Raw genomic sequence first — 24,716 nt, 5'->3', positions numbered from 1 at the left:
GTTGACCCTGTTTGTGCCGGGGCCCCTTGCCGCGGAGATCGAGGCGGTCCGGCACGTGGTTGACCCGATACAGAAGCGGCTCATTCCTGCTCACGTGACACTGTGCAGGGAAGATGAGCTCGGCAGGCTTTCCGAGATGGAGCTCGACGCCCGCCTCCTGTCGCCTCACTTGAAGCCAGTGACTTTGCGGTTTGGAGAACCGGAAGCCTTTCATGGCCATGGAATCGTGATGTACGGCATTGAAGGGCTCGAGGACTTTCGTTTTCTACGCCAGACGATACTTGGGGCCTTGGACCTGAAGCCGCAACGGCCCCACATCACGCTCGCTCATCCTCGCAACCCACAGGCCCCGGGCAACTCGTTGGACCGTGCCGCGGGACTGCGCACCCTGCCGCCAATCAATTTCAATACGCTCTGTCTCATTGAGCAGGTCATGGGCAGTCCATGGCAGGTGCTTCGCTCGATTGAACTGTCGGCCTCATAGGGAAGAGATGGCCTACCTGCGGCTGCCGGAAAGCTGAATCCAGCGGGGCACCGAGCCACGCTCAGGGCTGGCCCGGGCGCCAGTGCGTCACGGTGACGACGGGCGAGGTGCTGCTGGAGGCGTCCGCCGGAGTGGAGAGCGAGTCGAGCTCCTGTGTCTGCTGGCGGAGCTGCGCGTCCAGGAACCGGAGCGTGTCGTCGGCACTGGCGGCCCAGCCTCGCGCCGTGCTCGTGGCCCGTCCCCCGGGCGCGAGCGTGGGAGCCACGGCGGTGGCGGCGCCGACGCTGGTGAAGTCGAGGTGCCTGAGCCCCGTGATGCGCACGAGCCACCGGTCCGCGCCGCGCAGGGAGCGCACGAGGTCGAAGTCGGGCACCACCGCCGCGTCGCCCTGTTGGTAGAGGTGGAGCAGCGGCACGCGGAAGTCGTCCAGGCGAAAGCCGGTGAGGCCGGCGAGCCACTCTTTGCCCTGGCGGTTGGCGATGCCACCGTCGAGGCTGACCAGGGCGGACGTCTCGGGGTGCTCGCGCGCGAAGAGGAAGGCCGCGCGGGCTCCGAAGCTGTGCCCCACGAGCGCGACGCGCGAGGTGTCCACATGCGTGTCGGCCTTGATGGCGTCGAGCGCACGCACCAGCTCCCGGGCCTGGCCCCGCGCGATGGCGAGGACGTTCTCGTTCTCCAACGGCGGCGCGAGGTGCGCGGGGAAGGGCGTGGTGGCCACGATGTAGCCGTGGCTCGCGAGGTACTCGGCCAGCACCGCTTGATGGTGGGCGGAGTGGAAGCGTCCCTGCGCGATGAGCACCAGCGGGAAGCGGCCCGGTGCCGGAGCGGCTCCGCGCGCCGCGAGGACGTCCGCGTTCAACCACGCCGACACGGCGGCCGCTGGCAGCCCCATCCCCGTCACGAGCTTCTGGTAGCGCGTCACCGCGGCCCTGGAGACGTCAGCGTCCTCGGAGGACTCCGGTTGTTGCTCGGAGCCGGTGAGGCCCACGTAGTCGCGGTAGTGCAGGCGCGCGGAGGAGGCCGCGTCGCGCGCGGGATACCAGACGGTGAGCTGGAGCGGGCGGGCGTCCGCGGCATCCGTGCCGGCGGGGACCGCCATGACGCGCAGGCCCACGTCATGGTTGCCCGGCGCGAGCGGCCCCCAGATCGCGGGCGCGGTGCGCGCGGGCGCCGGTGTTTCCAGGGCCGGCGAGGAGGGCGTGGGTCGACTCGTGCCACAGCCGGCGAGGAGGGCCAGCGCCAGCAGCGAGGACCGGAGCGCGCCGTGTCCGAGGGAGCGCATCAGTACGGCGGCAAGGGGAGCAGGGCGCACGGCGCGGAGCATAGGAGGCTCCCGCATCGCCGTTCCACCCTCCGGAAGCGGTTCTTCCGTGCGGTCTACACCTCGGTGAATCGGCGTTGAACGTCTCCGGCTCGTCCATCCTCAGCCAATGGTTCACGCCCGTGAACACGGTGTGGGGGAGGTGCGGGTAGAGCAGATGGTAGGCCTCGGGCTGGATGAAGGCGTCCACGACGAGGGTGTGGACGGGGCCCTTGTAGTGCTCGAAGACGCGGTCCGAGTCGTACGTGAGAATGCGCTCCGGAGCGGTGACGACCACCTCGCGGGGTGGAGTGAAGCCAGCGCATCACCGCCTCGTGCGTGTGCGGCTTCGCGTTCTGGAGGCTGGGGCGCGGTGAGAGGGACGCGCTGGCCTCATGCCTGTCGTGGACATGGTGGCGGGCATGCCGGGACATGAGAGAGTCCGGGCATGAGCGAACCAGCGATTCTCGCGGTGGGAACCCGGGACCTGTGGCGAGGTGTCGAGGTCTCCGACGACGGAGTCCCCGAGATGCTGGGCGTGTTCCTCTTGCGCCTCCTGCGCCGCTACGGTGGAGCGAAGGGCGTCGCGGAAGCGTTCGTTTCCGCTCCCTGGGGCTGGCGCAAACTGCCGACACGCGAGGCTAACGATAGTGGCTGGGCGCCCTGGTTCACGCCGGACGATGAGCACAGCCGGATTCAGTTCCTCACGTGGTTCATCCTCGATGTCGAGCATGGCCGGCTCGAGGTGTACGACGTGAATGCGCGAGAGTGGCTGGAGCCCGTCCGGCTTGGGGCGGATGGTCGGGCCCTCAATCGCCCGGCCTGGGTGCCCGTTGCGCCGCGCTGGTTGCCGACCCGGCCCGCGCAGGTGGATGCGCGGGGCGCGCGGATTCTGGAGGAGCTTCGCAAGCGGGGCCTTTCTGTCGAGCGTGCCCGCGCCATCGTCTCCACCTGGATGAAGGGCCTGGTGCCCCAGGCGGCGCGGGGGGCGTGGCAGCTCTGGTGCGGGGATGACGCCACCTCCTGGTCCGCGTGTCGGCTCGGGGAGCAGTTGCTGTGGATACCCGACCGCACCACCGACGAGAAATCGTACTTCGAGCTGATTCTGTCGACGGAGGACTGCGGCGTGGGCTTTGGCTCGCCCTCCCCCGAGGCGTGGCTTCGGGCCGTGCAGGAGACGGGAGTCAGCAGGGCGAAGGCCGGTGACACGCTGGATGCGCTCTTCTCGGCCGCGGTGTCGCCGTGGGCGAAAGCGCCGGTCCGGGTCGCTGTCGAGGGGGTGATGCATGCGGAGCCCTCCGGACCGTTCGAAGCGCTGAAGCAGAAGCTCTTCAAGCCCGCATCCGAGCCGCTTCGCGTGCCCCAGTTCCTGGAGTTGCTTCCAGCCATTCCTCGGGAAGAGCTGGCGCGCCGCTTCGAGAATGACGAAGGCCCGAGCAGTGTCGTGGAGGACGAGGACGGTCTCCATCCCGCGCGGACGTTCGAGCCACCCCACGGGTGGCTCGGCGGCCTGGTCCGGGCACTGAGTGTCCCCGTGGACTCAGGGAGCGGCGCAGTGCCCGAACGACGACGCACCCGCTTCTGGCCCTACGACGAGGAGTCGCGCCGCGCTCTGCCACGGTGCGGGAGTCTACTCTGTGGGGCGTGGTGCCCCGGGCAGGTCCATGGCTGCGTAGCGGCCCTACGGGTCCAGGTCCGAGTCATCGATGCCGCGCAGGTCGAAGGACACACAGCACTGCTTCATGTGTAACTGCTGTGCGGTCCACTGCGTGCGATTGCTGGTGCTGCTATTGAGGGAGAGGACGGGGAGTCAGCCCTCACAGGAGTCGGTGACAGCGAGCCGGCCCACAGAGCCCTTGATGGCGCGGGTAGATGCCATGACGGGGACGATGGCACGAGTTCTCAGTCACCGGACAGGCTGGAAACCACTTCCTCTATTCATCAACCTCCAGCTGTTTCATGACTGCGATGAACTGGTCGGCTTCGGGCAAGCGCATTGCTCGCGCTTCGCGGAGTGCGGCTCTCAGTAGCTCGACGGCAAGCTGTTTGTCTCCAGGTTGATTCCGGGCGAGGTAGGTGATCGCCAGGTTTGCCCGTCCGATAATCAGGTCGTGGCGTAGCCCCAGCCGCTCGTAGACGGGGAGTTGCTCCTCGCGGCGGATGCGAAGGGCCCCGTCTAGCTGCCCCCGGGCCTGGAGGATGTCGGCCACCTTCCCCTGCGTCACGGCGCGAGCGCGCACGTCGCCCAGCCGCTCGAAGACGGGGAGTTGCTCCTCGCGGCGGATGCGAAGGGCCTCGTCCAGCTGCCCCCGGGCTTGGAGGATGTCGGCCACCTGCCCCAGCGTCACGGCGCGAGCGCGCACGTCGCCCAGCCGCTCGTAGACGGGGATTTCCTCCTCGCGGCGGATGCGAAGGGCCTCGTCCAGCTGCCCCCGGTCTTGGAGGATGTCGGCCACCTGCCCCAGCGTCACGGCGCGAGAGCGCACGTCGCCCAGCCGCTCGAAGACGGGAAGTTGCTCCTCGCGGCGGATGCGAAGGGCTTCGTCCAGCTGCCCCCGGGCTTGGAGGATGTCGGCCACCCTCCCCAGCGTCACGGCGCGCTCGCGCACGTCGCCCAGCCGCTCGAAGACGGGGAGCTGCTCCTCGCGGCGGATGCGAAGGGCTTCGTCCAGCTGCCCCCGGGCTTGGAGGATGTCGGCCACCTGTCCCATCGTCACGGCGCGAGAGCGCACGTCGCCCAGCCGCTCGAAGACGGGGAGTTGCTCCTCGCGGTGGATGCGAAGGGCCTCGTCCAACTGCCCACGGTCTTGGAGGATGTCGGCCACCCTCCCCAGCGTTACGGCGCGAGCGCGCACGTCGCCCAGCCGCTCGTAGACGGGGAGTTGCTCCTCGCGGCGGATGCGAAGGGCCTCGTCCAGCTGCCCCCGGGCCTGGAGGATGTCGGCCACCTTCCCCAGCGTCACGGCGCGAGCGCGCACGTCGCTCAGCCGCTCGAAGACAGGGAGTTGCTCCTCGCGGCGGATGCGAAGGGCCTCGTCCAGCTGCCCCCGATCTTGGATGATGTCGGCCACCTTCCCCAGCGTTACGGCGCGAGCGCGCACGTCGCCCAGCCGCTCGTAGACGGGGATTTCCTCCTCGCGGCGGATGCGAAGGGCTTCGTCCAACTGCCCCCGATCTTGGAGGATGTCGGCCACCTGCCCCAGCGTCACGGCGCGAGAGCGCACGTCGCCCAGCCGCTCGTAGACGGGGAGTTCCTCCTCGCGGCGGATGCGAAGGGCTTCGTCCAGCTGCCCCCGGTATTGGAGGATGTCAGCCTCCAGCCCGCGAGCGAGAGCGGATTCGCGCTCGTTTCCGTCGGCATTGTCCAGTCGGGCCTTGGCCTGTGCGGCCGCGAGCGACTCACCCAGCTCGCCCGCGCGAAGTGCCACATTGCCGAGAGTCCATAGTGCGTCGGAGCGATGCTTCGATGAACTCGCCACCGCCACACAACGCCTGGTGAAGGACATCCAGGCCATGAAAGGCCCGCAGCTCTGCGCATAGATGGAACCCGCGCGGTCAACACGTGCGCACTCCGCATCCGGTACTTCCGGAAGCCAGCTCCCCAGTGAGGCTGCTTCTTCATGCACCGCCTGCCAGTGCTGTCCCTGCTCGGCCTCGTGACCCGGGTCACGCTTTGGCAGCCTGGTCACGAACCATTCAGTCATCCGTCCGATGACAGCGCTGTCCCTTGCTTCGCCCCGCAGCAGCTCCGCCAGGAGCGGGTGAAGGCGCCAACCGGGCTCCTTCCTCCCCTCCGTTGCTTCTTCCAGCAAGCACAGCCCGAAGGCCCGCACCGTCAGCTCCTCGAAATCCTCCGGCGGTAGCCCGGCCATGGCCATCCCCAGGCTGGCGCCCACTCCCGATGCGGGAGCATGTGCCAGGCCCGCGAGGCCGGACATCGCCGCGTCCACCTTCGGCTGTCCGAGCGCGGTCTCCAGCTCCTCGCGCAAGACCAATAGGGAGAGCTCGAAGGTGCTGCTCAGGAGGGCTCGCGAGCGCTGCGCGGTCAGCAGCGGGTCCGCCTTGTCGACGGGCCCTACCTGGAAGCCCTGGCGGCGCAGGTAGTCGAAGAGCGACTTCACCGGGCGGTGCGCGCGCAGGTAGCCCGCCGCGAGGTGAACAGCGAGGGGAAGGTACCCGAGCTCCTTCACCAGTCTTGCGAAGTCCGCGGACTCCTCGGGAGTCCGCGCCTCGCGGTACTCCGCCGCCAACTGCCGCAGGGCCGTGGTCTCGTCCAGCGGAGCCACTTCGATGCGAGCCCACCCCGCATCCGCTCCAAGCGCGCGATGCCGCCCCGTCACCACGATGGGGCACGCCTGGAGGTGTTTCACCAGCTCCACCGCGACCTCCGCCAGTGGCTCGCTGTCGACGTTCTCCACGTGCAGCAGCGTCATCGGCCGCTGGAGCCGCGCCTGCAGGTTCACCCACGCCTCGGGCCCGGCGGGCAGCTTCAGCGCATCCAGCAGCACGTCGCGCAGCCCTTCCAGCGTCCGCGTCTCCTTCGACTCCAGCGTCAGCCGCACGTAGCCGCCAGGGAAGCGCTCCCGGTGCTCGTGGGCGAAGCGGTCGGCCAGGTAGCTTTTTCCCACTCCCGGCATGCCCAGCAGCGAGCAGACGGCCACCGGACGCGGGGCGCCGCTCGCGGGGAGCACCGCCTGCGCAATCCGCTCGAGCTCCTCCTTCCGCCCGACGAAGACATCTCCCACGCGGGGATGAATCGTGCTCTCGGCGGGCGGTGTCTGCACCCACCACGTCAGCTTCCCGTGCGGCGCTTCTCGGTACAGGCTGGTGTCGTCATGCCAGATGCGCCCGCGCGGAGACCATGCACGGAAGTGCACGTCGTAGCGCTGCGGCCGACCCTGCTCGTCCAGCGTGACGGTGAGGACATGACACGCGTTGGGGTAGCGGTTGGACTGGTAGAGGCACCCCGCCGCCAGCCCTCGCAGCGTGCGTGACGGGTCTGCCCAGGTCTCGGGTTCCGACTCGTGGAGATGTCCACGCAGCAGCAGGTCCACATGGTCCGCGAGCCGCCGCCGGCAGTCCTCACCGTCCGCCAGGTCCGTCAGGGGATGGTGCATCAGCGCCAGCCGGAAGCCCGGCAGCGGGTTCCCCTGCGCGTCCGTCACCAGCCGCATCACCTGGTCCTCCGTCAGCCACAGCTTGCGACTGTCGCTGTCGTCTCCCGCGAGCCACGCGGAGTCCAGGCCGATGATGTGTACATCGAAGGGAAGCCCCAGCGGCGCCCTGGCCCGGTAGCCCAGCCGCTTGTGAGGAGAGTTCTCCGGCAGCAGGTCCGCGCGCTTCAGCGTGTCGCGGAGCCACTCGCGATAGGCGGACTGGCGCTGCAGGACCTCGTCGGGCAGCGCCTTCTTCATGCCGCGCGGTGCCCGACCCCCGGCCATCCACCGTGAGAAGACCTCGCTCTCGTGCGGACCCATCTTCTCGCGCAGCGCCTTCCAGGCGCGCTCCGCCGTCTTTCGGTGGACGTCGTGATTGCCAGGGACGAGGAAGAGCCGCTCGCGAGTCAGCCCCAGGCGCCCGAGCAGCGCGTCGAGGAAGCCCGTCAGCGGCTCGTACTCCCCCGCGACTCCCGACTGCGCCAGGTCCCCCGTGAAGCAGACCAGGTCAATGGGCCCCTCGGCCCGGAGCGCATCCAGGTTCCTTTCCCATTCGGTTCCCAGCACTTCGCGCCGCCGCCAGGCCGCTGTTTCACGCGTGCCGTTCTCGTGCAGGTCGGAGATGTGGAGGATTCGCAGACGATGGAGCTGGGCCATGGGTCGGGCGCCGATTCTCCTCCAGAATGACGGCTGGAGAAGGACGTTCGACATCACCCGTGGGCGACTCCCCACAAAACAGGACAGGGGTCCGCGTGTAACCAGGCCGGGGGCTCGGGCAGTCGGTGGGCCCCTCTCCGACGCTTCTGGAGGCTCCCTGCCACCTCCCTGGTGCTGAAGCTGTCCTGCGGCGACTGAGCCCGAGCGCCTCAGTCCTCCAGGTCTTCCGGCGTCAGCCCCGCGGCCTCGAGGTCGAGCTGCTCCAACGGGATGCGTTGGATGTGCGTCCGGGGGTGGTCGACCTTGTCCTCGTACTTGTCCGAGCCGCTTTCGTACGTCACCCAGACCTCACCATCGATGATGTTCAGGCCCTGCGCATACGGGTCGATCAAACCGTTGCTGATGTCGTGCCGGTCGCCGATGTCCGCCGTGAAGGTCTTCTCGTCGAACGGCTGGTACACCAGCTGATGCTTGCCGGTGGTGAACATCAAAGCACCATCGACGACTGCAATCCCCTGCGCCTGGTCGGGCGCGCGGATGGGTCCCTCCGGGTGGGGCGCGAGCTCGCCCGTGGTCTCGTCGATTTTGTAGCGCCACACCGCGCCAGCCTTGCCGTCGCCGTCTTCGCTGTACCCACCCACGTACGCGTAGCCGTCCTTCACGGTCATGTAGCTGCCGTTCGAGATCAGCCCGGTGTCCGGGTCCGCGGGGTCGACCGTGTCACCGGGCACGGGCATCACCTGCGACGGCTCGGCGCGAGTCCCATCCCTGGCGGCCTGTTCGATTTCCTCGCGGGTATAGACATACACGGCGTCCGTGTCGGAGACGTAGACGTAGTCGCCGTCCGTCGAGACGCCTCCGCCATGTGAAGGCGGCGGGAACTCACCGCTCCCGCCCAGCTTCACCTGGGTCGTCTCCTCGCCGGTGTTCTTGTTCTGGATGGAGAGCAACACGTCGGACTTGCCGTCGCACGACTCGTCGTTCTCCTTGTAGTACGTGGTGAGTACCTCGCCGCGCCCGGCGTCGTAGCCCTGGCCCTGCGGAGTCCATCCGGTGTCGAGGTGCACCAGCTCCGGCCCGATGGGAGGGAGGATGCGCTCGAGGAACGGCGGAAGGACGGGGGGCGCCTTTCCGCTACCGTCGAGGCTCATCGGGGTCGCCTGTGCCGTGTCGAAGCCGTCCTGGACGTAGGAGGCCGGCGCGGGCGGAGTCGCCGCCGGCGCGGCAGTCGTCGTCGGCTGGGAGGACGTCGTCGGAACGGCGGGGACGAGCCGGCGAATGAGCGAGCTGATCATGGGGACCTCTCCGAACTCAGGGGTACATCTCTTCTGCGGTGTACTCCAGGGTACGCCAATCGTCCCAAACGGGTTACAGCGTTCCCCCAAGCCTGGGCAGGGCCGAAGCCACACGAGGCGAACCTGGCGCCTGAGGCTGCAGCCATGCTCGTCAGTGCCTACCCACACCGCGCGCCCTGGGTGAAGGGGCCTCCGCTGACGGAGCCCTCCCGTGCGCAGACCGTGAAGGTCGAGTACTTGTTGAGGAAGAGCGACACGTAGTCATTGTTCGGAGTGAGGTACATATACGTGCCACTGAAGTAGGGGTTGTACAGGGTGTACGAGTAGAGCGGCGCGGTGTTGGTCTTCTGGGTGATCCAGCTCGCGTACGCCGACACGCGCGCGTACTGGGCCGGGTACTGCGGGCTCCCGCAGCTACCTCCCCAACTGAACTTCTCGCCCCTCAGGTGCTCCTCCCCGACGATTCGCGAGCCGCCCTGGACATCGCCAGGGAAGAGCTCGCGGTGCGCAGCGAGTGCTCCGGAGGAAGCCGGGCGACTCCAGGGGCTCTGCGAAGCCTGCCGCTGAGGTGCCGCCCTCCCGCCGGGGAGGAGGCGGGGCTGCGGGAGGGAAACCGCGCTGCGCGCCGACGCGGAAACCGGGAAGATGCACACAATGAACATCCTGTTGTGGGTCCTGCAGGTCCTCGCCGCGCTCGTGTACGGAGCGTCGGGCGTCATGAAGGCCTTCATGTTCGACAAGGTCAGCGAGGGGGTCCCGTCCTTTGGTGCGTTGCCGCGGGAAGCCTGGAGGGCCCTCGGCATCCTCGAGCTCGTCTGCGTGGTCGGGCTGGTCGTCCCCGCTGCCTTCCACTGGCAGCCGGCGCTCACGGTGGTGGCCGCCACGGTCCTGGCGCTCGAGAGCCTCGTGTTCATCTGGGTGCACATCAAGTACCGCGAGGTTCCGCCCATCATCATGAGTGGCGTGCTGGGCCTCCTCATGGCGTTCATCGCGTACGGCCGGATGGTCCTGGCGCCGATTCCCTGAACGGCTGACCCGGGCGACCTTCGAACCCGCAAGCCTCCAGGCCGCTCCTTCCTGGCCGCTGCCTCGAGCGTCCGGGGGGCGGACGCTTGCGTCCCTCTACGGGTTTCCCCGCACTCCCCACCTCCACGCCCTCCTCCGGGGCGCTGATGCGCCACCCGCCGCGCTGACGTGTCAATCGCGGCCGCTAACGCGTCACTCGTCGCGCTGGCGTGTCAGCCCTTCTTCCTGACACGTGGCCCCTCCCCAGGGCACCACGCTGCGCTCCCTCGCGAGTGCCCTCTTCCCAGCAGCGCGTCGCGCCCTGGCGCAAGCCCTGCACAACGCCGGCTCCGCAGCGCACCTGAGCCGGAGAAATGTATGCCTTTACATAGACCTCCCCGCCATGTCGCATCCCCCAACCGCCCTCGCCGCCGAGGTGGCCGCGTGTGGGTGGGCCTCTGTTCCGCGCTGCTGCTGCTGGGCTCGACAGCCTCCGCCCAGCCCTCCGCCCCCGACGCCAAGCCCAGCGCGCTCAACAACGGCAGCGCGGCGGAGGCCTCGGCCTACTACAAGAAACTCGCCAGGACGCTGAACTTCCTCACGCCGGAGACCATCGAGTCGAAGGCCAACATGCAGGAGCTGCTCAACTACCTCGGCTACTCGGAGCTCACTCCCGAGGTCGTGGAGTTCGAGGCCCCTGAGAAGTTGATGGGCGGCGGCTCCAACCCTGCGGCGGCCTTCCCCTACTGTGGCAAGTCCATCGAGCTCAAGTCGTGGAAGGGCGACTCGCTGAACCGTCCCGACACCGCCCAGGGTGTCACCTCCGCATCCACGGGGACCGGCATCATCTGGGCCGTCGAGTGCGTCGGAGACAAGGTCCGGCTCAAGTCCTCGAAGGGGGACTACCTGCACCGCCCCGACAGCAACCAGGGCATCACCACCTGGCACACGGGCCCCGGCAACGATTGGACGGCCGAGTTCACCAGCGGCAAGCTCATGCTCAAGTCGTGGAAGGGTGACTACCTGCACCGCCCCGACAGCGCGCAGGGCGTCACCACCTGGCACACGGGCATCGGCAATCAGTGGACCGTCGTCGAGCGCAGCGGCCCCAACCCGCCCCCTGCGTCGGCCTTCGCCTACTGTGGCAAGTCCATCGAGCTCAAGTCGTGGAAGGGCGACTCGCTGAACCGTCCCGACACGGCCCAGGGCGTCGCCTCCGCATCCACGGGGGCCGGCACCCTCTGGACCGCCGAGTGCGTGGGAGACAAGGTCCGGCTCAAGTCCTCGAAGGGGGACTACCTGAACCGCCCCGACAGCCCGCAGGGCGTCACCACCGGGAACACGGGCGTCGGCATCGATTGGAAGGCCGAGTCCACCAACGGCAAGCTCATGCTCAAGTCGTGGAAGGGTGACTACCTGCACCGCCCCGACACCGCCCAGGGCGTCACCTCCTGGCACACAGGCATTGGCAATCAGTGGACCGTCGTCGAGCGCACCCCGCCTGTCCGCCAGAAGGGGGACATTCTCGTCTCCCGCTTCTTCGCGCCAAAGATTGTCAACTTCGCCGTGGCTCCGGAGAAGCGCAACATCGGCTGGCGCCGGCTGGTGCGCATCAACTCCCGCCCCAACTCCGAGGCGGCGAAGCACCACGTGGAGAGCGCGTGGATCCTCTTCAACCACTTCACCAGCCCGCCCGTCCATAGCCCCTTCGGCGGCACCCTCCCCGGCAACCTGAAGAACAGCTCCGTCAACACCCAGGTATCCCTCGTCACCCACTGCACCGGCACCAGGGAGGAGTGCGCGGAGGTCGACAGCATCTACTGGGTGGACTTCGGCCCCTCGGCGAACGGCTACAAGCTCTCCTACCAGCTCGATGCCTTCTTCGACGCGGGCAACCTGGTCGCCGCGGGTGACACGGCCGGCGCGGCGCCGTACTTCGTGCCCAATGGGTGTGACACCTGCCACGGCTCGCTCAAGGGCCAGGCCATCCTCAACCTCCTGGATACGGACCACTGGATGGACCGCCTCACGGATGGCGACTTCCCCGCCCTGGCCAGACCCGACGCCCCGGCTCCGCTGTTCGATGCTGGCAAGGATACGAAGTCGCCCCAGTACGCCGCGGCCTTCGACATCCTTCGCACCGTCAATCGGGAGATCGCCGACCAGCAGCGGCGCGTCAACAACCAGAGCTTCCAGCTCGCCGCCACCGACAAGTGGCTGCAATTGCACCAGAACTCGGTCCAGCCGGAGCCGGACCTCCTCACGCGCGGCTTCGAGTTCGCCAATCTCAGCCACCCGCTCCACAGGACGCGCAAGCCGACGCCCACTCCCCTGACGTGGAGCTCCAAGCCTCAGGACAAGGAGCTGCTGGGGCTGCTGAACAAGTATTGCTACCGCTGTCATGGCGCCATTCGCTTCGATGTCTTCAGCAAGGACCTGATCGCCGACCAGACCAGTCCCATGCTCGACCGCATCGACCCGAACCCCGCTCAGGCCAAGGTCATCGGCTTCAAGATGCCCCCCGACCGCGACCTGCCCGCGAAGGACAAGCAACGCCTGTTGGATCTCCTCGACCAGCTCGACCAGGAAACCCACTGAAAGAACGGAGCAGTGACCATGAGCCAGAGATTCTTCCGAATCCACCCTGCCATCGGCGTCGCCCGCGTGGGCGACGCCCCCACCGATTTCTTCATCGGCCCCGAGCGGCCCAACGAGCGGCCCAACTACGACGTCGCCCAGAAGAAGTTCCGCCCCTTCAAGGACAGCCAGGGCCGCGTCAAGCGCCAGGCGGCCCGCTTCCGCATCTTCGAGTACGAGCTCAAAGGCAGCCAGATCGTCCCCTTGCGCGAGGTGACCGCTGGCAGCCAGGGCGTCACCCAGGTCACCTGGAAGGCCCACCTGGCCAACCGCAAGGCCGCCTTCTTCAAGTTCGACGGGCAGGACGGCGCGAACGGCCAATGGAAGGGGCCGGAGACCGAGCCGGGCGTGCATGACACGCAGAACCGGCTGCGCAACAGCCACGTGCCCGCGGCGGACCGGGAGCGGCTGCTCGTCATCGACCCGGGCGCGAAGTCCATCTCGGGCCGCAACACCCCGCCGGTCCCCTTCACCAACACCAAGAGCCACATCCCCATCAAGTCCCTGGGAGAGCTGCGCACGGATGAGAATGGCCACCTGCTCGTGCTCGGCGGGCCCGGCCAGGCCCAGACGACGAAGCCCGGCACGCTCATCAACAACTACGTGAACAACGACCACTGGTTCGACGACATGGCGGACGGGCCGGTGTCGGCCGAGGTCACCTACGTGGTGGACGGCAAGACGCAGGTGGCGAAGCTGGAGGGTGACACCGGGGCCTGGGTCCTGGTGGGGCCACCCGACTTCGCGCCCTCGGTGGGCATCACCGTCCGCCTGCTGGACACCCTGTGGGACGTGGCCGTGCGCTTCCCCCAGGAGGTGAAGCTCGTCGACACGGATGGCCTCTTCTCCCAGGGGCTCTTCGCGCGGCTCGCGGCGCAGCGGGCGGACTGGGACGCCCAGGCGAACACGTTCAAGAGCTACAAGCCCTCCTTCCTCCACGAGGTCTACCCGCTGCTCGAGCGTGCCCTGCAGCAGCGCCAGGTGCACAACCCCGAAGCCTCCAAGTCCTTCCATGGGAGCCTCGCGGGCGTGGAGCAGGACCTGGGCTCGGTGTCCTCCAGCCGAGGCAGGCGCATGCGCAGGACGATTTTCGGCTACATGCGCAACCCCTCCAACAACACCGGCAACGAGCCCCTGCTCATGCCCAAGGGGCTGGGAGACAGGTACACGGACCTGGAGAAGCAGCCCGGACCGGACTACTTCATGACCCTCACGCGCGTGCAGTACGCGGTGCTCGAGCGCTGGGCCGCGGGTGAGTTCGTGGAGGACTGGGATGCGGCGGCGGCCCAGTCCATTCCCCAGGCCATCACCGCCGAGGGGCTGGACCGGGCCGCGATGGAGAACTCGGTGGGAGGCCCCTTCTTCCCCGGCATCGACTGCAGCTGGATGGTGCGCAGGCCCGAGCTGTACGGAACGCCTTTCCGCGTCAAGCACTCGGGGAATGTCTTCCCCGGTGCCCCGGACACGCTGACCATCCGCCCAGGCTTCTTCTCCCAGCAGATGGCGCTGCCCTGGCAGGCGGACTTCTACCAGTGCAAGAAGCAGCTCTACCCCGCAGCGCACATCCCGTACGACGGCGAGCGCATGTACCACATGTGGTGGTGCGCCCACCGGCCGGATGACGTGTTCGCCAAGAAGGGGGACCTCGCCATGGTCTCCTGGACGCGCGAGCTGGAGAAGGTGGCCGAAGTCGAGGCGCAGAAGCCGGCGCTCCAGTCCCAGGCAACGGAGGACACTCCCGCCAGGGACCTGGCCATGTACATCCAGATGCAGCAGAAGTGGTCGAGCCTGGGCTTCGTCCTCCAGGAGGGAGAGCACTTCTTCGAGTCGCAGGAGCGGAGCAAGTGATGGACGGGCGAGCCACCTGCACGGCCGTGGTGGTGGGCGGCGGGGTCGCGGGGCTGAGCGCCGCGCTGACCCTGGTGAGGGCGGGGGTGTCCACCTGCGTGTTGGAGCGCACGGACTACTCGCCCTGGCGCCCTGGGGAGACACTCTCCCCGGTGGCGTTCGCCGAGTTGCGGCGGTGGCTCGCCCCTGAACCGTTGGAGACGGAGGGCTTCCTGGTCTCGTACGGCCTGGAAGCCACCTGGGGCTCGGAGGAGCCCCACCACCACTCCTTCCTCACCAACCCCTACGGCCAGGGCTGGCACGTGGAGCGCCGGCAGTTGGACAGCCTGCTGGCGCGTCACGCGCAGTCCCAGGGCGTGGAGCTGTGGAGGAACGCCTGCGTCACCCACCTGGAGCGTGAGGAGCGCGGGTGGCGGCTCCAGCTCAGCACGCCCGAGGGCCCGAGGACGTTGCACTGCACGGTGTTGGTGGACGCAACGGGACGCTCGGCGCAGGTGGCGCGATACCGCGGCGTGCGGCGGCAGAACCATGACAGGCTCTGCAGCGTGTCGGCCGTCGTGGACAGGCCGCCGGGCCACGAGGAGCACCTGCTCCGGGTGGAGGCCACCCCTTCGGGCTGGTGGTACGCGGCGCCACTGCCCCAGGGGCGCCTCATCTTCACCCTGATGAGCGACGTGGATGTGCTGGAGCGCCACAACGCGTTGCGCCCCGCCGGGTGGAGCGCGCTGCTGGCCCGGACCCGTCACCTGACGCGGGGGCTGGGAGGGCTGCCGACGGTGCGGCGGCTGCATGTCCGCCCCTGCGAGACGAGCCGCCTGGAGCGCGCGGCCGGAGAAGGCTGGGCGGCCGTGGGGGACGCGGCGGCCATGTGGGATCCACTGTCCTCGAGCGGCATCGTCAAGGGGCTGCGCACGGGGCAGGCGGCGGCACGCGCGCTGTTGGCCTCCCTGAGAGGGGACCGGGAGGCGCTGGAGGACTACGCACGGGAGCGGGAGGAGGAGTTCTCCGGCTACCTGGAGGCACGCCAGGCCCACTACGCGCAGGAGCAGCGCTGGATGGGCGAGGCCTTCTGGCAGCGGCGGCACGCGCCCGCTCGGTTTTTCGAACCCGAGCATCCAGGTTCCAGGGGGCAGGGGGACACCGTGGCGATTGAGGGGCGAGAACGGAGCACCGCGTCGTTCCTGCGCTCCGTCTGAGCCAACGCGTCCTCGCGGCATGGCTTCCGCGTCAGATGTCCAGCAGCCAGAGCTGATTGTCCGCTCCCTCGCGCTTCATGGGATAGGTGATGAGCCGCCCCGAGCCATCCGTGTTGGCGCCCTCGATGTCGAGCACGAAGCCATTGAGCTGGCTCTGGATGTAGTAGGTGCCGCGGACCGGGCCGGGCACGAGCTGCCACACCTGATGGGGCTGGCCGTGGGCCTCCCACATGACGACGGGGGTTCTCTGAGCCTTGTTGGCTCCCTGCACGTCGAGCACGAGCCCGTTGAGTCGGCTGCGGATGAGGTAGCCGCCTCGCGTGGGCACCAGCTCCCACTTCTGGTTGTCATTGCCCTCCCGGTTGGACTTGGCCCGGTAGGCGACGAGCCCCGCGCCGGGCGAGCGGTTGCCGCCCAGGATGTCGACGACGAGCCCCGCGAGCCTGCTGCGGATGAAGGTGCTGCGCTGGGCGCGCGACTCCCCCCGGCCAGGGTGCCAGTCCCGTCCTCTGGGGACTTCGGGAGGCGGAGGGGGCGGCAGGGGACGCGCCTCGCCCTGGCACCAGCCCGCGGGGCTGCACGTGCGTGCGCCATCGCATTGCGAGCTGTCGTGGCAGCGATTGGACCCGGGGCGGTTGCGAGACTCGTCCCAGCGGTACTCAGGACCCGGACCCGCCGCCGCCGTCAGCGGCAGGAGCAGCAGCGCGAGCGCCACCCATCCCTTGCCCTTCGCGGACGACCGGTTTTCACGCGTACGACCACCCTCGGAGCCACTCCGAAATGCCAGCATGGGACTTTCCTTGTGGGAGGTTTCCAGAAGAGGAGTGGCTCTCGCCGCCCGCTCGCCTCATGCACTTCATGACGGGGGCGCGGGGATTTCATTCACAGGGTTCCACGCCTGGCGTCGTTCGCGAAGACTCAGGCCCCGCCTGGCCGCACGATGGCGATGACGGTCTCCGCGTCGATGTAGCCCAGCTGCCGTGAGTCCTGGCTGTGCGCATTGTCTCCGGCCACCACCACCTTGCCGGGTGGGACGCACGTCTGGCTGTCGGCACCGAGCGCCGCCCGGGCCCACTCCGGCACCGGGTCTCCCGCCACGGCGGCCACCCGCTTGACGAGATAGGGCAGTGCTTCGGCGTCCATCGCCGCGCGCTGCGCCGCGGGAGGCAGGAAGACGACGATGTCTGAACGCGCATAGCCGCTCCCGGGCAGGACAGAACGGTCCAGCCGCCTCGCGACGAGCCGCTGCCCATCGTGCAGCGTGGGCGACATGCTGTTGCCTCGCACCGCGACGACAATCCAGCGGTGACGCGCCCAGGACGCGAACACGGCCCCCGCCACGAGAAGCGCGGCCCCCAGGCTCATCGCCGTGAGCATCATGCGACCTCCTTCTGGCTCGCCCGTGATGCGACGCGCTCGTCCTGATAGCCGCTCGCCTGGAGCGTGAACAGTCGCGCGTACTCGCCGCCCGCCGCCATCAACGTGTCATGCGACCCCTGCTCGATGATGCGGCCCTCGGAGAGGACGAAGAGGGTGTCCGCGCTCCGCAGCGCGCTCATCCGGTGGGAGATGAGCAGCCGGGCCCGCCCCGCGCCGTGGCGCTCCAGCGTCCGGTGGATCTGGAACTCGGCGGCCGCGTCCAGGCCGGAGTTTGGCTCGTCCAGCACCAACAGGTCGACGTCCTGGCGCATCAGGGCCCGAGCCAGCGCCAATCGCTGCCACTGCCCTCCGGAAAGCGAGACACCCGCCGGCATGTCCTCGTCCTCGCCTTCGAGCACGCGGCTCAGCAGCGTGTCGTAACCCGCGGGGAGCGAAGCGAGCTTTTCGTCAATCTCCGCCAGGCGTGCCACGTCGCGGATTCGCGCATCGTCCTTCAGGCGGTCCAGGTCCCCCAGGCCGATGTTCTCCGCCGCGGTGAAGTCATACGTCATGAAGTCCTGGAAGGTCGCCGTCATCCGCCGCCGCAGCGCTCGGGCGTCCAGTTCGCGGACGTCCACTCCGTCCCAGAGGAGCTGGCCGCGCTCCACGTCATAGAGACGGCACAGCAGCTTCACCAGCGTGCTCTTTCCGGCGCCGTTGACGCCGACGAGTCCCACCGAGCCCCCCGCTGGAATGAAGAGGCTCACCCCGCGCAGCACCCACGGTCCGCTGGCGTCGTAGCGGAACCAGACGTCGCGCAACTCCACGCCGTGCCGCAGCGGCGCCACCGGACGCGAAGCCTCCGGCGCGCGGACGGGAAGGGCGATGATGTCGAGGTAGTTCTTGAAGGTCTGGACACTGCGGCCCGCGAAATCGAGCTGCGAGAGAAGCCCGTTGAAGGCGGCCTGGATGCCAGCCACGGCCGCGAGGAAGAGAGAGACGTCCCCGAGCTGGAGCCGGCCCTGAAGCGCGCCCCGGGCGACGATGAAGGCCCCGGCTGCCGCCACCGCCGCCGTGAGCAGCGACAGCGCTGCCTGCACGGCCAGCCCCTTGCGCGTCACGGCCAGTTCGCTGTCCGCCGCCTTGCGCAGGGATGCCACCATCCGGTCCAGCAGCAGCTCCCCCAGGCCGAACAGTCGGCTCTCCTTCGCCGCCCGCACGTCCACCAGCAGTGAATGGTAGAAATCGCGCCAGCGATACGTCGGAACCAGCGCCACGGACAGCGCCACCATCCACCGGCTGCGCGCGAGCTGGGCCATCAGTGCCACGCCCCCCGCCAGCAGCAGCAGCAGCGCCATGGGCGGCGACACCATCAGGACCACGGCGCTCAGTGTCCCCACCGAGACGAGCATGCGCAGCAGGGCCCTCACGAACTCGATGAGCTGCTGGGGCGCGTCCCGGGCGGCTTCCTCCGCGAGCCGCAAGCGGCCGTGGAAGGCGGGGTCCTCGAAGTGGTGCAGGCCCTCCAGCGCCGCCACCTTCGCGAAGAGGGAGCGCTCCACCTCCAACGTGACGCCCCAGCGAATCACTCCGGTCAGGTACTCGGAGACATTGAGGATGGCCATGGAGCCGCCGGCCACCGCGGCGGCGCCCACCGCCAGCGTGAGCGCCCGCTGGGAGTCGGCCAGGGCGCCGCGGCCCAACTCATCCAGCAACTCCTTGGTGAGCCAGCCACCCACGGCGGCCACGGAGCCGGTGCACAGCGTGAGGAGGAAGGCGAACCCCGACGCCAGCGGCGCCGCGCGCCACTGGAGCGCCACGGCCGCGCCCACCGTGCGCGACAACTCGCGCAGCAGCCCCCGCCCACTGCGCGGCTCACTCATGACAGGACTTCGTGCAGGTAGTGCCCCGAGGCCGCGACCACGCCCTTGTCGACGAGCACGAGCGTGGGATAGCCCGCCTGCTTGATGGCCCGCGTCACGGAGTCCCCATCGGACAGCAATGCCACCCTGGCCATGTGCTTCAGTGACGCCCCCACCGCCAACGTGTCCGGGTCGCCGGGGTCCCCTTCGATGAACGCCATGAGCGGCATTCCAGGCGGCGACTCGAGGAGCTGCTTGCGCACCGAGGAGCAGACCCGGCAGCCCGTGGCGAAGAAGCCGACCAGCGTCTTCCCCTCCCGCAGAGCGGCATCCGTGAAGGCCTCGCCATCCATGGTGGTGGCCTCGAAGCGACCGACCTCTTCCCCCTTCTGGGGCAGGAACGGGTCGCGCACGATGACCTGGTTGTTCACCATCTCCTGAAGCGTGCGCAGCCGACCGATGAGCCCGAGGGTCAGCATGAGATTGGCCACCACCAGCACGGCGAGGATGACACCACCCACGACAAGCGTTTCAATCATCTGCTTCCTCAGTTTCGTCGGGTTCGCGAAGACGCGGCCAGCGGCTGCGGTCCTCGAAGCAGGAACACCAGATCATCCCAGCGCGTGACGAAGAGCCCCGCCAGGACTCCGACCGTCCCCGCGATGACGCCCATCCCCACCGCCAGCTCCCCCGAGGCGACCTGGTGGCTCACCGCCCCGACGACAGTGATTGTCAGCAACAGCCCATTGCGTACCAGGTGCGCCGCGCTGACGGGGGCGTTGCTGGCACCGAAGCACCGGCACGCGACCGCCTCTCCCCGGCGCATCACCCACGCGAGCCCCAGCGTGAAGCCCACCAGGAGCGCCAGCGCCAGCGCATAGCCCGCCGCCACGTCCACCACGAGCAACAGCGCGGAGGCGGCTTCCGCCAGGATCAACGTGGCCGCCAGCGGCGCCCCCGCCAGGGCGCGCGGAAAGCCAAAGGTCTCGAGCGTGTGGATGAATTCATCAAAAGGTTTGCGTCCGCGCGCCTTTCCGAACGCGGCGAGCGCGAACACCGTGGCCAGCAACAGTCGACAGCCTAGATTGACCGCGTTCAACGGAAGTCCTCGCGAAGACCACGACTGGATGTGAATGGCTCACATCCAGCCGGAGTCATGAGTCAGAAATCAGCAGACAGAGGACTTGACGCAGGGGCCCGTGCAGCTGTGGGACATGCGCCTGGCCGTACAGCACTCGCCGATGTTCGGAACACAGGCACCCGCGGGAACTTCGGACAGGAACAACTTCAGGAAGCGGTCACTCAACGCCTTGAGGATCTTCATGGTGTTTTCCTTTCGCTCTGCGTCGAGGGGAATCGTTCCCTCGGCGCGGTGCGAAGGTTACCTCTCGGCTCGAAGGGCATGGAAGGGGACCGTCACGAAGTCTGCGAGTTTGAGAATGACGCAATGCAACTCACACTCACCGTCGCAGCGCGACATGACGCATGGCTTCAAAACGTGCCCGTCTTCGTGCTCACGCACCGTTGGCCCGGCGTGACTGCTGGACGCGGAAGCGTTTCGGAAAGACGCGAAGGGACAGCCAGTGGCCCTCACGCGCTGGCTGTCACTCCGAGGTGGCGGCAGGGCACGACAGTTGCTCTCTGGACCGCCATCCCCCTCACAACCTTCGACTGGCGGTCTCACCATGAGCGTTACGCGTGCCTACTCCTCCGTCCTCCGGGCGAATGCCATTCCGGTCCCAGACGACGCCGACCTCGGCCGGCCGGGCTCCGCCACCGTGTCGTGCCTGCTGATGCAGGACGCCGTGGCCGCCGACGAGCTGTCCATCAAGGACGGCCACGGGACCGTCGCGCTGTTCGCCAACCCGTTCCGGGGCGGCAAGGAGGAGGCGCTCATCGTCGACACCGAAGGGCATCTGACCTACCTGGAGCGCGCCGGGTCCGAGACCGGGTGGCGGCAGCTCCCCGTGCTCGGCGAGAAGGCCGCGGCGGTGCGGGCCACTGAAGTCATCGTGGTGGTGCATCCGCAGGACTTCACCCTCTGGGCCATCTACAACGGCGGGAACGGCAACGGCCCCCAGGCACTGAGGTTGTCCTCCACAGACGACAAGGGGGACGTCCTCTGCACGTGGACGGACGTGCCGCGAGCGGTCCGCTCGGTGGACGGCTCCGGGGTCTCCGGGGTCCGGAACATGTTCGTGTACTACGACGGGACGAATCCGTACGTCACCGCCATCGACGCAGGCAACGGCTCGGTCCTCAAGCTGGACGCGGTGATGAACCAGCAGTACCGGTTCTCCACATTCTACGTCGCGGCGAACCCGGGCACGCTCGACCAGCTCGTCGGCGGGACGGTCTCCTCGACGCGGAACGTGGCGCATCTGCCGTACTATGGAATCGCGTACTGGCGGATCGGGAACAGGCTGGTTCGGCACGCCGGGAACGACGTGGTGCAGACCCGCGCGATTGCCTCGGACGCGCGGGAGATCGTGGGTGTCTACCGCTCCTACGACATGCCCGACATCGGCGTGGTGTACCTCGACACGGCCGGTCAGCTGGTCAGTTGGAACATGGCCGAGGGGGCGCCCGACGGGAAGTACCGCTACACCGAGGGCCTGGGCGTGCTCACCGCGAAGTCGTGGATCGACGTCAATGGTCTGATGCATGTGTACGGGATAGGGCCGGACACGCTGCCGAATGGTGAGAAGACGACCGGCCGGCTCAAGGTGCTGCACCAGGTGAGCTGGGACGAGGGAGGCGTTCCGGTGTGGTCGCGGTCGACGAACACTCCCCCGCCGCCTGGCGGCGCGGAGCACGCGCATGCCGAACACACGACCGCCGCGCCGGCGACCGTGCCGACCTGGGTCGGGCTGGTGCCCGACGTCGTCTCGTTCGCCCTCGACCCCTACCCGGACTACCTGCCCAGCCAGTTGGTGAAGCTCTCCGGCGTCGCCTCGCCGGCGGACAAGTACGCGGTCCACACCCAGGACGTCACGTCGATCCGCTGGTCTCGCGACAAGATCCGGCTGACCGCCACCGGCGGCCCGCACCTGGTGAACCACTACGTCAGCTCCGTCACCCTGCGGGACCGGCGTGGCAACCCGATGGCGTGGCGGCCGGTGCAGATCAGCGCCGAGACGCTGGTGGAGATCCAGGTCGACGGTGCCTCGTACCTGGTCGGGCCCGGGCACATCGTCGAGGTGCCGACCAACGGCCTGGGGAAGGTCACCATCGCCACTCCCGCCGACGGCCTGCTTCCGGCCACCCTGCACGTGGACGCCGCGGGACTGGAGAACGGCGCAGTCGTGCAGCCGGCCGCGGCCGTCCACGAATACCTCGCTGGCAACTCGCCGCTGCCCTCTCAGGACGGGCTGTTCAGCGGTCCGGCGCTGCTGGCCGCCAAGACCTCCGACAAGCAGCCTGTCGTGAAGCCCGGCACCCAGCTCGACGGCTGCAAGCAGGTCGTGGCCAGCACCGGCAATGTCTTCCGCCAGGCCGCCGGCCAGCCCATGAAATCCGCGCTGCACACCGGAGCCGGGCGCGCGCCGGCCATCCACGGCTTCGCCATCGGGCCGGACCTGTCGCCCGCGGCGGCCGTCGGCGCCATCGCCTACCACGAGTTCACCACCGCCGAGGAGGCCGAGGCGCACCGCGCCGCGATGCGCGCCCACCCCCGGTACCAGGGAATCTGGGACGACTTCGCCAACTGGGTCGGCGACGTCTGGGAGGGCATCAAGAACGGCGTCATCGAGGTGGCGAAGGTCATCGTCGACACGGTCACCACCGTGTTCATCAAGATTGGCGAGGCCTTCGTCGAGCTCGTCGGCATGATCATCGACACCGTCGAGACCGCCGTGCGGGCCGTCGAGGCCGTGGTGAGCCTGGTCGTCACGGCCGTGCAGAAGATGGTCGACTGGCTGACCGCGCTGTTCTCGTTCAAGGACATCTGGGAGACGAAGAAGGCGCTGGAGTCCGGGTTGCACGAGATGGCCGCGTTTGCCTCGTCGACGTTCTCGCACTACGGCGGGCGGCTGCACGGCTGGTTCGAGAAGCAGGAAGCCGCCACCCACGCCTACTTCGAGGCCATCAAGGCGCAGTACCTCGGGCAGCCGGTGGGAAACGCGGCGAACGTGCTGCCGGCCGTGACGAACAAGGAGACGAAGACCGTCATCTCTCCCGAGGAGCTGCACAGCAACCCGCAGGGGACCTGGCTGCTCGACCAGACCGTCAGTCCCCGGATGCTCGCCACCCTGACCCCGAACGCGACCGCAGGGGCCATCGACCCGAAGATAGATGCCGCGTGGACGACGTTCCTGGCGCGGCTCGGCGAGACCGACCTGAGCCACGAGTTCCAGACGGTGCTTGGCGATCTCAACATCCTGCTGACGCAAATCACCAACCCGGCGGACCCGGCCGCGGCGGCGAAGGCGAGCATGGTCGCGCTGATTGACATCCTCGAGCAGCTCATCGTCGCCGCCCTGAAGGCCGTGGACCACGTGCTGCAGGCGGCGGTGGGGCTGCTCACCGACGTGGCGGACGGCCTGAAGGCGGTGCTGGACCTCCCGCTGCCACTGGGGCCGGTCAACAGCCTGTACTCGTGGATTCACGAGCAGAGCGGCGTGCCGGACCGCGATGACATGACGCTCGGCGGCCTCATCAGCCTGATTGGCGCGTTCCTGACCACCACCGCCTACAAGCTCGTCCATGGCGTGAAGAGCAGCCCGTTCCCCGGCGGCACGTTCCCGACGCTGCCCGCACCGATGTGGAGCGGGCGCGACGCCGACCACGACCCGGAGGCCAGGGCGGCCCTGTTCGCCGACCCGGTCTTCATCAAGAACATGAAGATCGTGAAGGGCGTCTGCGGCGTCATGGGGATGGCGGGCGCGTTCACCAACGCCGCGGCGGACGTCATCCCGGTCCTACCGGACAGCCATATACCTGGCTTCGACACCGCCGCCTTTGTCGGAGGCTCGAACGCCTTCCTGGTCGCCAGCGCGGGAATGATCGCCGCCTGCCCGCCGGTCAGTGGCAAGGACTGGGACAACGAACACGCCACCGGCGCGTTCGCGTTCGCGGCGGCCAATGCCATCCTGTCGTGGGCCGTGGTGTACCTGTACCTGTTCAACCAGGTGAAGGTGCCGGCGCTGAAGAACCTCGACGATGTCACCTGGGGCCCGGTCCTCGCGGTCACCGCGGCCGCCGGCCAGATTGGCTTCACCGCCAGCGGCGGCCTGCCCAACGACTACGCCAAGGCGCAGGCGGGCCTGGCGGCGGTGCCTGGCCTGCTCCAGGCGGTCCGCTTCGGCGCCAAGAAACCGGGCACCTATGGCCCGGAACGCGCCTGGGCGGTCGGCGGCATCGACCTGCTCGTCGGCCTCACCTCCGGCGCGATGACCGCTGCGGCGGCGTTCAGCGACGGGCCGTCCATCCCGTCGCAGCAGCTTCCGGACGGCAAGCTCGGCCAGAAATACCAGGCCCGCGTCGCCCGCGACGGCGAGGCCGCGTTCAACACCCCGTGGACGTGGACGGTCATCGGCACCCTGCCGCCGGGACTGAGCATGGACGCCGCCACCGGCGTGCTCAGTGGTGTGCCGACGAGGGAGGGGACCACGGTGTTCGACCTGACGTGCGTGGACTCCTACGCGCCGCGGCAGACCGCCTCTCGGACCGGGTTCCGGATCACCGTGCGACCGTGAGGTCGGGCCGGAACTCGCGGGGCTGAACCTCCGTCGTCCAGGAAGTGGGTTCTCGTCACGATGATGTAAGGACTGACCCGAAGGCCCCGGTGCTTCCCGCGCCGGGGCCTTCTGCTTTTGACTCACCACGACCTGCGGTTTTTCCGTATTGGAGGGACGGACCTGCCTCACTACGCTGGCATTGCATCACGACGCAGCACCCAGCGCCGAGGAGTGCGAAA

At 68.5% G+C, this 24,716-nt stretch carries 16 protein-coding genes; 7 read left to right on the top strand and 9 right to left on the bottom strand.

The genetic code is table 11. The features are described from left to right. Position 1: 1 nt before the first annotated feature. A complete protein-coding gene (locus OV427_RS20610; protein WP_267857844.1) occupies positions 2-484 on the top strand; it encodes a 2'-5' RNA ligase family protein in 483 nt (160 codons plus the stop codon). Positions 485-545: 61 nt separating this feature from the next. Here the strand turns inward: OV427_RS20610 and OV427_RS20605 are convergent, their stop codons facing one another. Continuing rightward, entirely contained in the window at positions 546-1,766 is a 1,221-nt protein-coding gene (locus tag OV427_RS20605) for a chlorophyllase/cutinase-like alpha/beta fold protein (RefSeq protein WP_267857843.1), read from the bottom strand. A 466-nt stretch (positions 1,767-2,232) separates the two neighbouring features. Between OV427_RS20605 and OV427_RS20600 the strand changes: the two genes are divergently transcribed. Beyond that, complete coding sequence (locus tag OV427_RS20600; protein WP_267857842.1) at positions 2,233-3,534, top strand: hypothetical protein; 1,302 nt, start codon at positions 2,233-2,235, stop codon at positions 3,532-3,534. Positions 3,535-3,718: 184 nt separating this feature from the next. Here OV427_RS20600 and OV427_RS20595 read toward each other — a convergent pair whose 3' ends face one another. The 3 genes from OV427_RS20595 to OV427_RS20585 form a co-directional block, all read right to left on the bottom strand. After that, on the bottom strand, positions 3,719-7,597 hold the full coding sequence (locus tag OV427_RS20595; RefSeq protein ID WP_267857841.1) for a metallophosphoesterase: 3,879 nt from the start codon (positions 7,595-7,597) through the stop codon (positions 3,719-3,721). Positions 7,598-7,806: 209 nt separating this feature from the next. Then, entirely contained in the window at positions 7,807-8,892 is a 1,086-nt protein-coding gene (locus tag OV427_RS20590; protein ID WP_267857840.1) for a hypothetical protein, read from the bottom strand. A 158-nt stretch (positions 8,893-9,050) separates the two neighbouring features. Next, the gene (locus OV427_RS20585; protein WP_267857839.1) at positions 9,051-9,269 is read right to left on the bottom strand and encodes a hypothetical protein; all 219 of its coding nucleotides are present in this window, start codon (positions 9,267-9,269) and stop codon (positions 9,051-9,053) included. Positions 9,270-9,546: 277 nt separating this feature from the next. Here OV427_RS20585 and OV427_RS20580 point away from each other — a divergent pair, with 277 nt between their 5' ends. The 4 genes from OV427_RS20580 to OV427_RS20565 all read left to right on the top strand — a co-directional run bounded on the left by OV427_RS20580 (position 9,547) and on the right by OV427_RS20565 (position 15,578). Then, positions 9,547-9,918, top strand: a complete 372-nt coding sequence (locus tag OV427_RS20580) for a DoxX family protein (RefSeq protein WP_267857838.1) — start codon at positions 9,547-9,549, stop codon at positions 9,916-9,918. A 429-nt stretch (positions 9,919-10,347) separates the two neighbouring features. Next, complete coding sequence (locus OV427_RS20575) at positions 10,348-12,495, top strand: hypothetical protein (protein ID WP_267857837.1); 2,148 nt, start codon at positions 10,348-10,350, stop codon at positions 12,493-12,495. Positions 12,496-12,513: 18 nt separating this feature from the next. Next, positions 12,514-14,382: a LodA/GoxA family CTQ-dependent oxidase gene (locus tag OV427_RS20570; RefSeq protein ID WP_267857836.1), complete on the top strand. Its 1,869-nt coding sequence runs from the start codon at positions 12,514-12,516 to the stop codon at positions 14,380-14,382. After that, positions 14,382-15,578: an FAD-dependent oxidoreductase gene (locus tag OV427_RS20565; protein WP_267857835.1), complete on the top strand. Its 1,197-nt coding sequence runs from the start codon at positions 14,382-14,384 to the stop codon at positions 15,576-15,578. The genes OV427_RS20570 and OV427_RS20565 overlap by 1 nt, the downstream gene beginning before the upstream one ends. A gap of 31 nt (positions 15,579-15,609) precedes the next feature. On the opposite strand, the gene OV427_RS20560 is transcribed toward OV427_RS20565, so the two are convergent. The 5 genes from OV427_RS20560 to OV427_RS20540 all read right to left on the bottom strand — a co-directional run bounded on the left by OV427_RS20560 (position 15,610) and on the right by OV427_RS20540 (position 19,898). Beyond that, positions 15,610-16,368, bottom strand: coding sequence for an RICIN domain-containing protein (locus tag OV427_RS20560; RefSeq protein ID WP_267857834.1), 759 nt, complete (start codon positions 16,366-16,368; stop codon positions 15,610-15,612). A gap of 128 nt (positions 16,369-16,496) precedes the next feature. Beyond that, positions 16,497-16,958, bottom strand: a complete 462-nt coding sequence (locus OV427_RS20555; RefSeq protein ID WP_267857833.1) for a S26 family signal peptidase — start codon at positions 16,956-16,958, stop codon at positions 16,497-16,499. Further along, on the bottom strand, positions 16,955-18,820 hold the full coding sequence (locus tag OV427_RS20550; RefSeq protein WP_267857832.1) for an ABC transporter ATP-binding protein: 1,866 nt from the start codon (positions 18,818-18,820) through the stop codon (positions 16,955-16,957). The genes OV427_RS20555 and OV427_RS20550 overlap by 4 nt, the downstream gene beginning before the upstream one ends. Continuing rightward, the gene (locus OV427_RS20545) at positions 18,817-19,338 is read right to left on the bottom strand and encodes a TlpA family protein disulfide reductase (protein WP_267857831.1); all 522 of its coding nucleotides are present in this window, start codon (positions 19,336-19,338) and stop codon (positions 18,817-18,819) included. The genes OV427_RS20550 and OV427_RS20545 overlap by 4 nt, the downstream gene beginning before the upstream one ends. Positions 19,339-19,346: 8 nt before the next feature. After that, positions 19,347-19,898: a MauE/DoxX family redox-associated membrane protein gene (locus tag OV427_RS20540; protein WP_324289975.1), complete on the bottom strand. Its 552-nt coding sequence runs from the start codon at positions 19,896-19,898 to the stop codon at positions 19,347-19,349. Between the two features lie 586 nt (positions 19,899-20,484). Here OV427_RS20540 and OV427_RS20535 point away from each other — a divergent pair. Further along, on the top strand, positions 20,485-24,495 hold the full coding sequence (locus OV427_RS20535; RefSeq protein WP_267857829.1) for an Ig domain-containing protein: 4,011 nt from the start codon (positions 20,485-20,487) through the stop codon (positions 24,493-24,495). Positions 24,496-24,716 lie beyond the last annotated feature (221 nt).

The sequence above is a fragment of the Pyxidicoccus sp. MSG2 genome (assembly GCF_026626705.1).
In the GTDB taxonomy this organism is placed as follows: domain Bacteria; phylum Myxococcota; class Myxococcia; order Myxococcales; family Myxococcaceae; genus Myxococcus.
This window is presented reverse-complemented; position numbering and strand designations above follow the sequence as displayed.

Coding starts and splice junctions, on each gene's coding strand:
- OV427_RS20570 (WP_267857836.1), top strand. CDS start 12,514: ATGAGCCAGAGATTCTTCCGAATCCACCCTGCCATCGGCGTCGCCCGC.
- OV427_RS20605 (WP_267857843.1), bottom strand. CDS start 1,766: ATGCGCTCCCTCGGACACGGCGCGCTCCGGTCCTCGCTGCTGGCGCTG.
- OV427_RS20535 (WP_267857829.1), top strand. CDS start 20,485: ATGAGCGTTACGCGTGCCTACTCCTCCGTCCTCCGGGCGAATGCCATT.
- OV427_RS20565 (WP_267857835.1), top strand. CDS start 14,382: ATGGACGGGCGAGCCACCTGCACGGCCGTGGTGGTGGGCGGCGGGGTC.
- OV427_RS20545 (WP_267857831.1), bottom strand. CDS start 19,338: ATGATTGAAACGCTTGTCGTGGGTGGTGTCATCCTCGCCGTGCTGGTG.
- OV427_RS20595 (WP_267857841.1), bottom strand. CDS start 7,597: ATGGCCCAGCTCCATCGTCTGCGAATCCTCCACATCTCCGACCTGCAC.
- OV427_RS20560 (WP_267857834.1), bottom strand. CDS start 16,368: ATGCTGGCATTTCGGAGTGGCTCCGAGGGTGGTCGTACGCGTGAAAAC.
- OV427_RS20555 (WP_267857833.1), bottom strand. CDS start 16,958: ATGATGCTCACGGCGATGAGCCTGGGGGCCGCGCTTCTCGTGGCGGGG.
- OV427_RS20580 (WP_267857838.1), top strand. CDS start 9,547: ATGAACATCCTGTTGTGGGTCCTGCAGGTCCTCGCCGCGCTCGTGTAC.
- OV427_RS20590 (WP_267857840.1), bottom strand. CDS start 8,892: ATGATCAGCTCGCTCATTCGCCGGCTCGTCCCCGCCGTTCCGACGACG.
- OV427_RS20600 (WP_267857842.1), top strand. CDS start 2,233: ATGAGCGAACCAGCGATTCTCGCGGTGGGAACCCGGGACCTGTGGCGA.
- OV427_RS20550 (WP_267857832.1), bottom strand. CDS start 18,820: ATGAGTGAGCCGCGCAGTGGGCGGGGGCTGCTGCGCGAGTTGTCGCGC.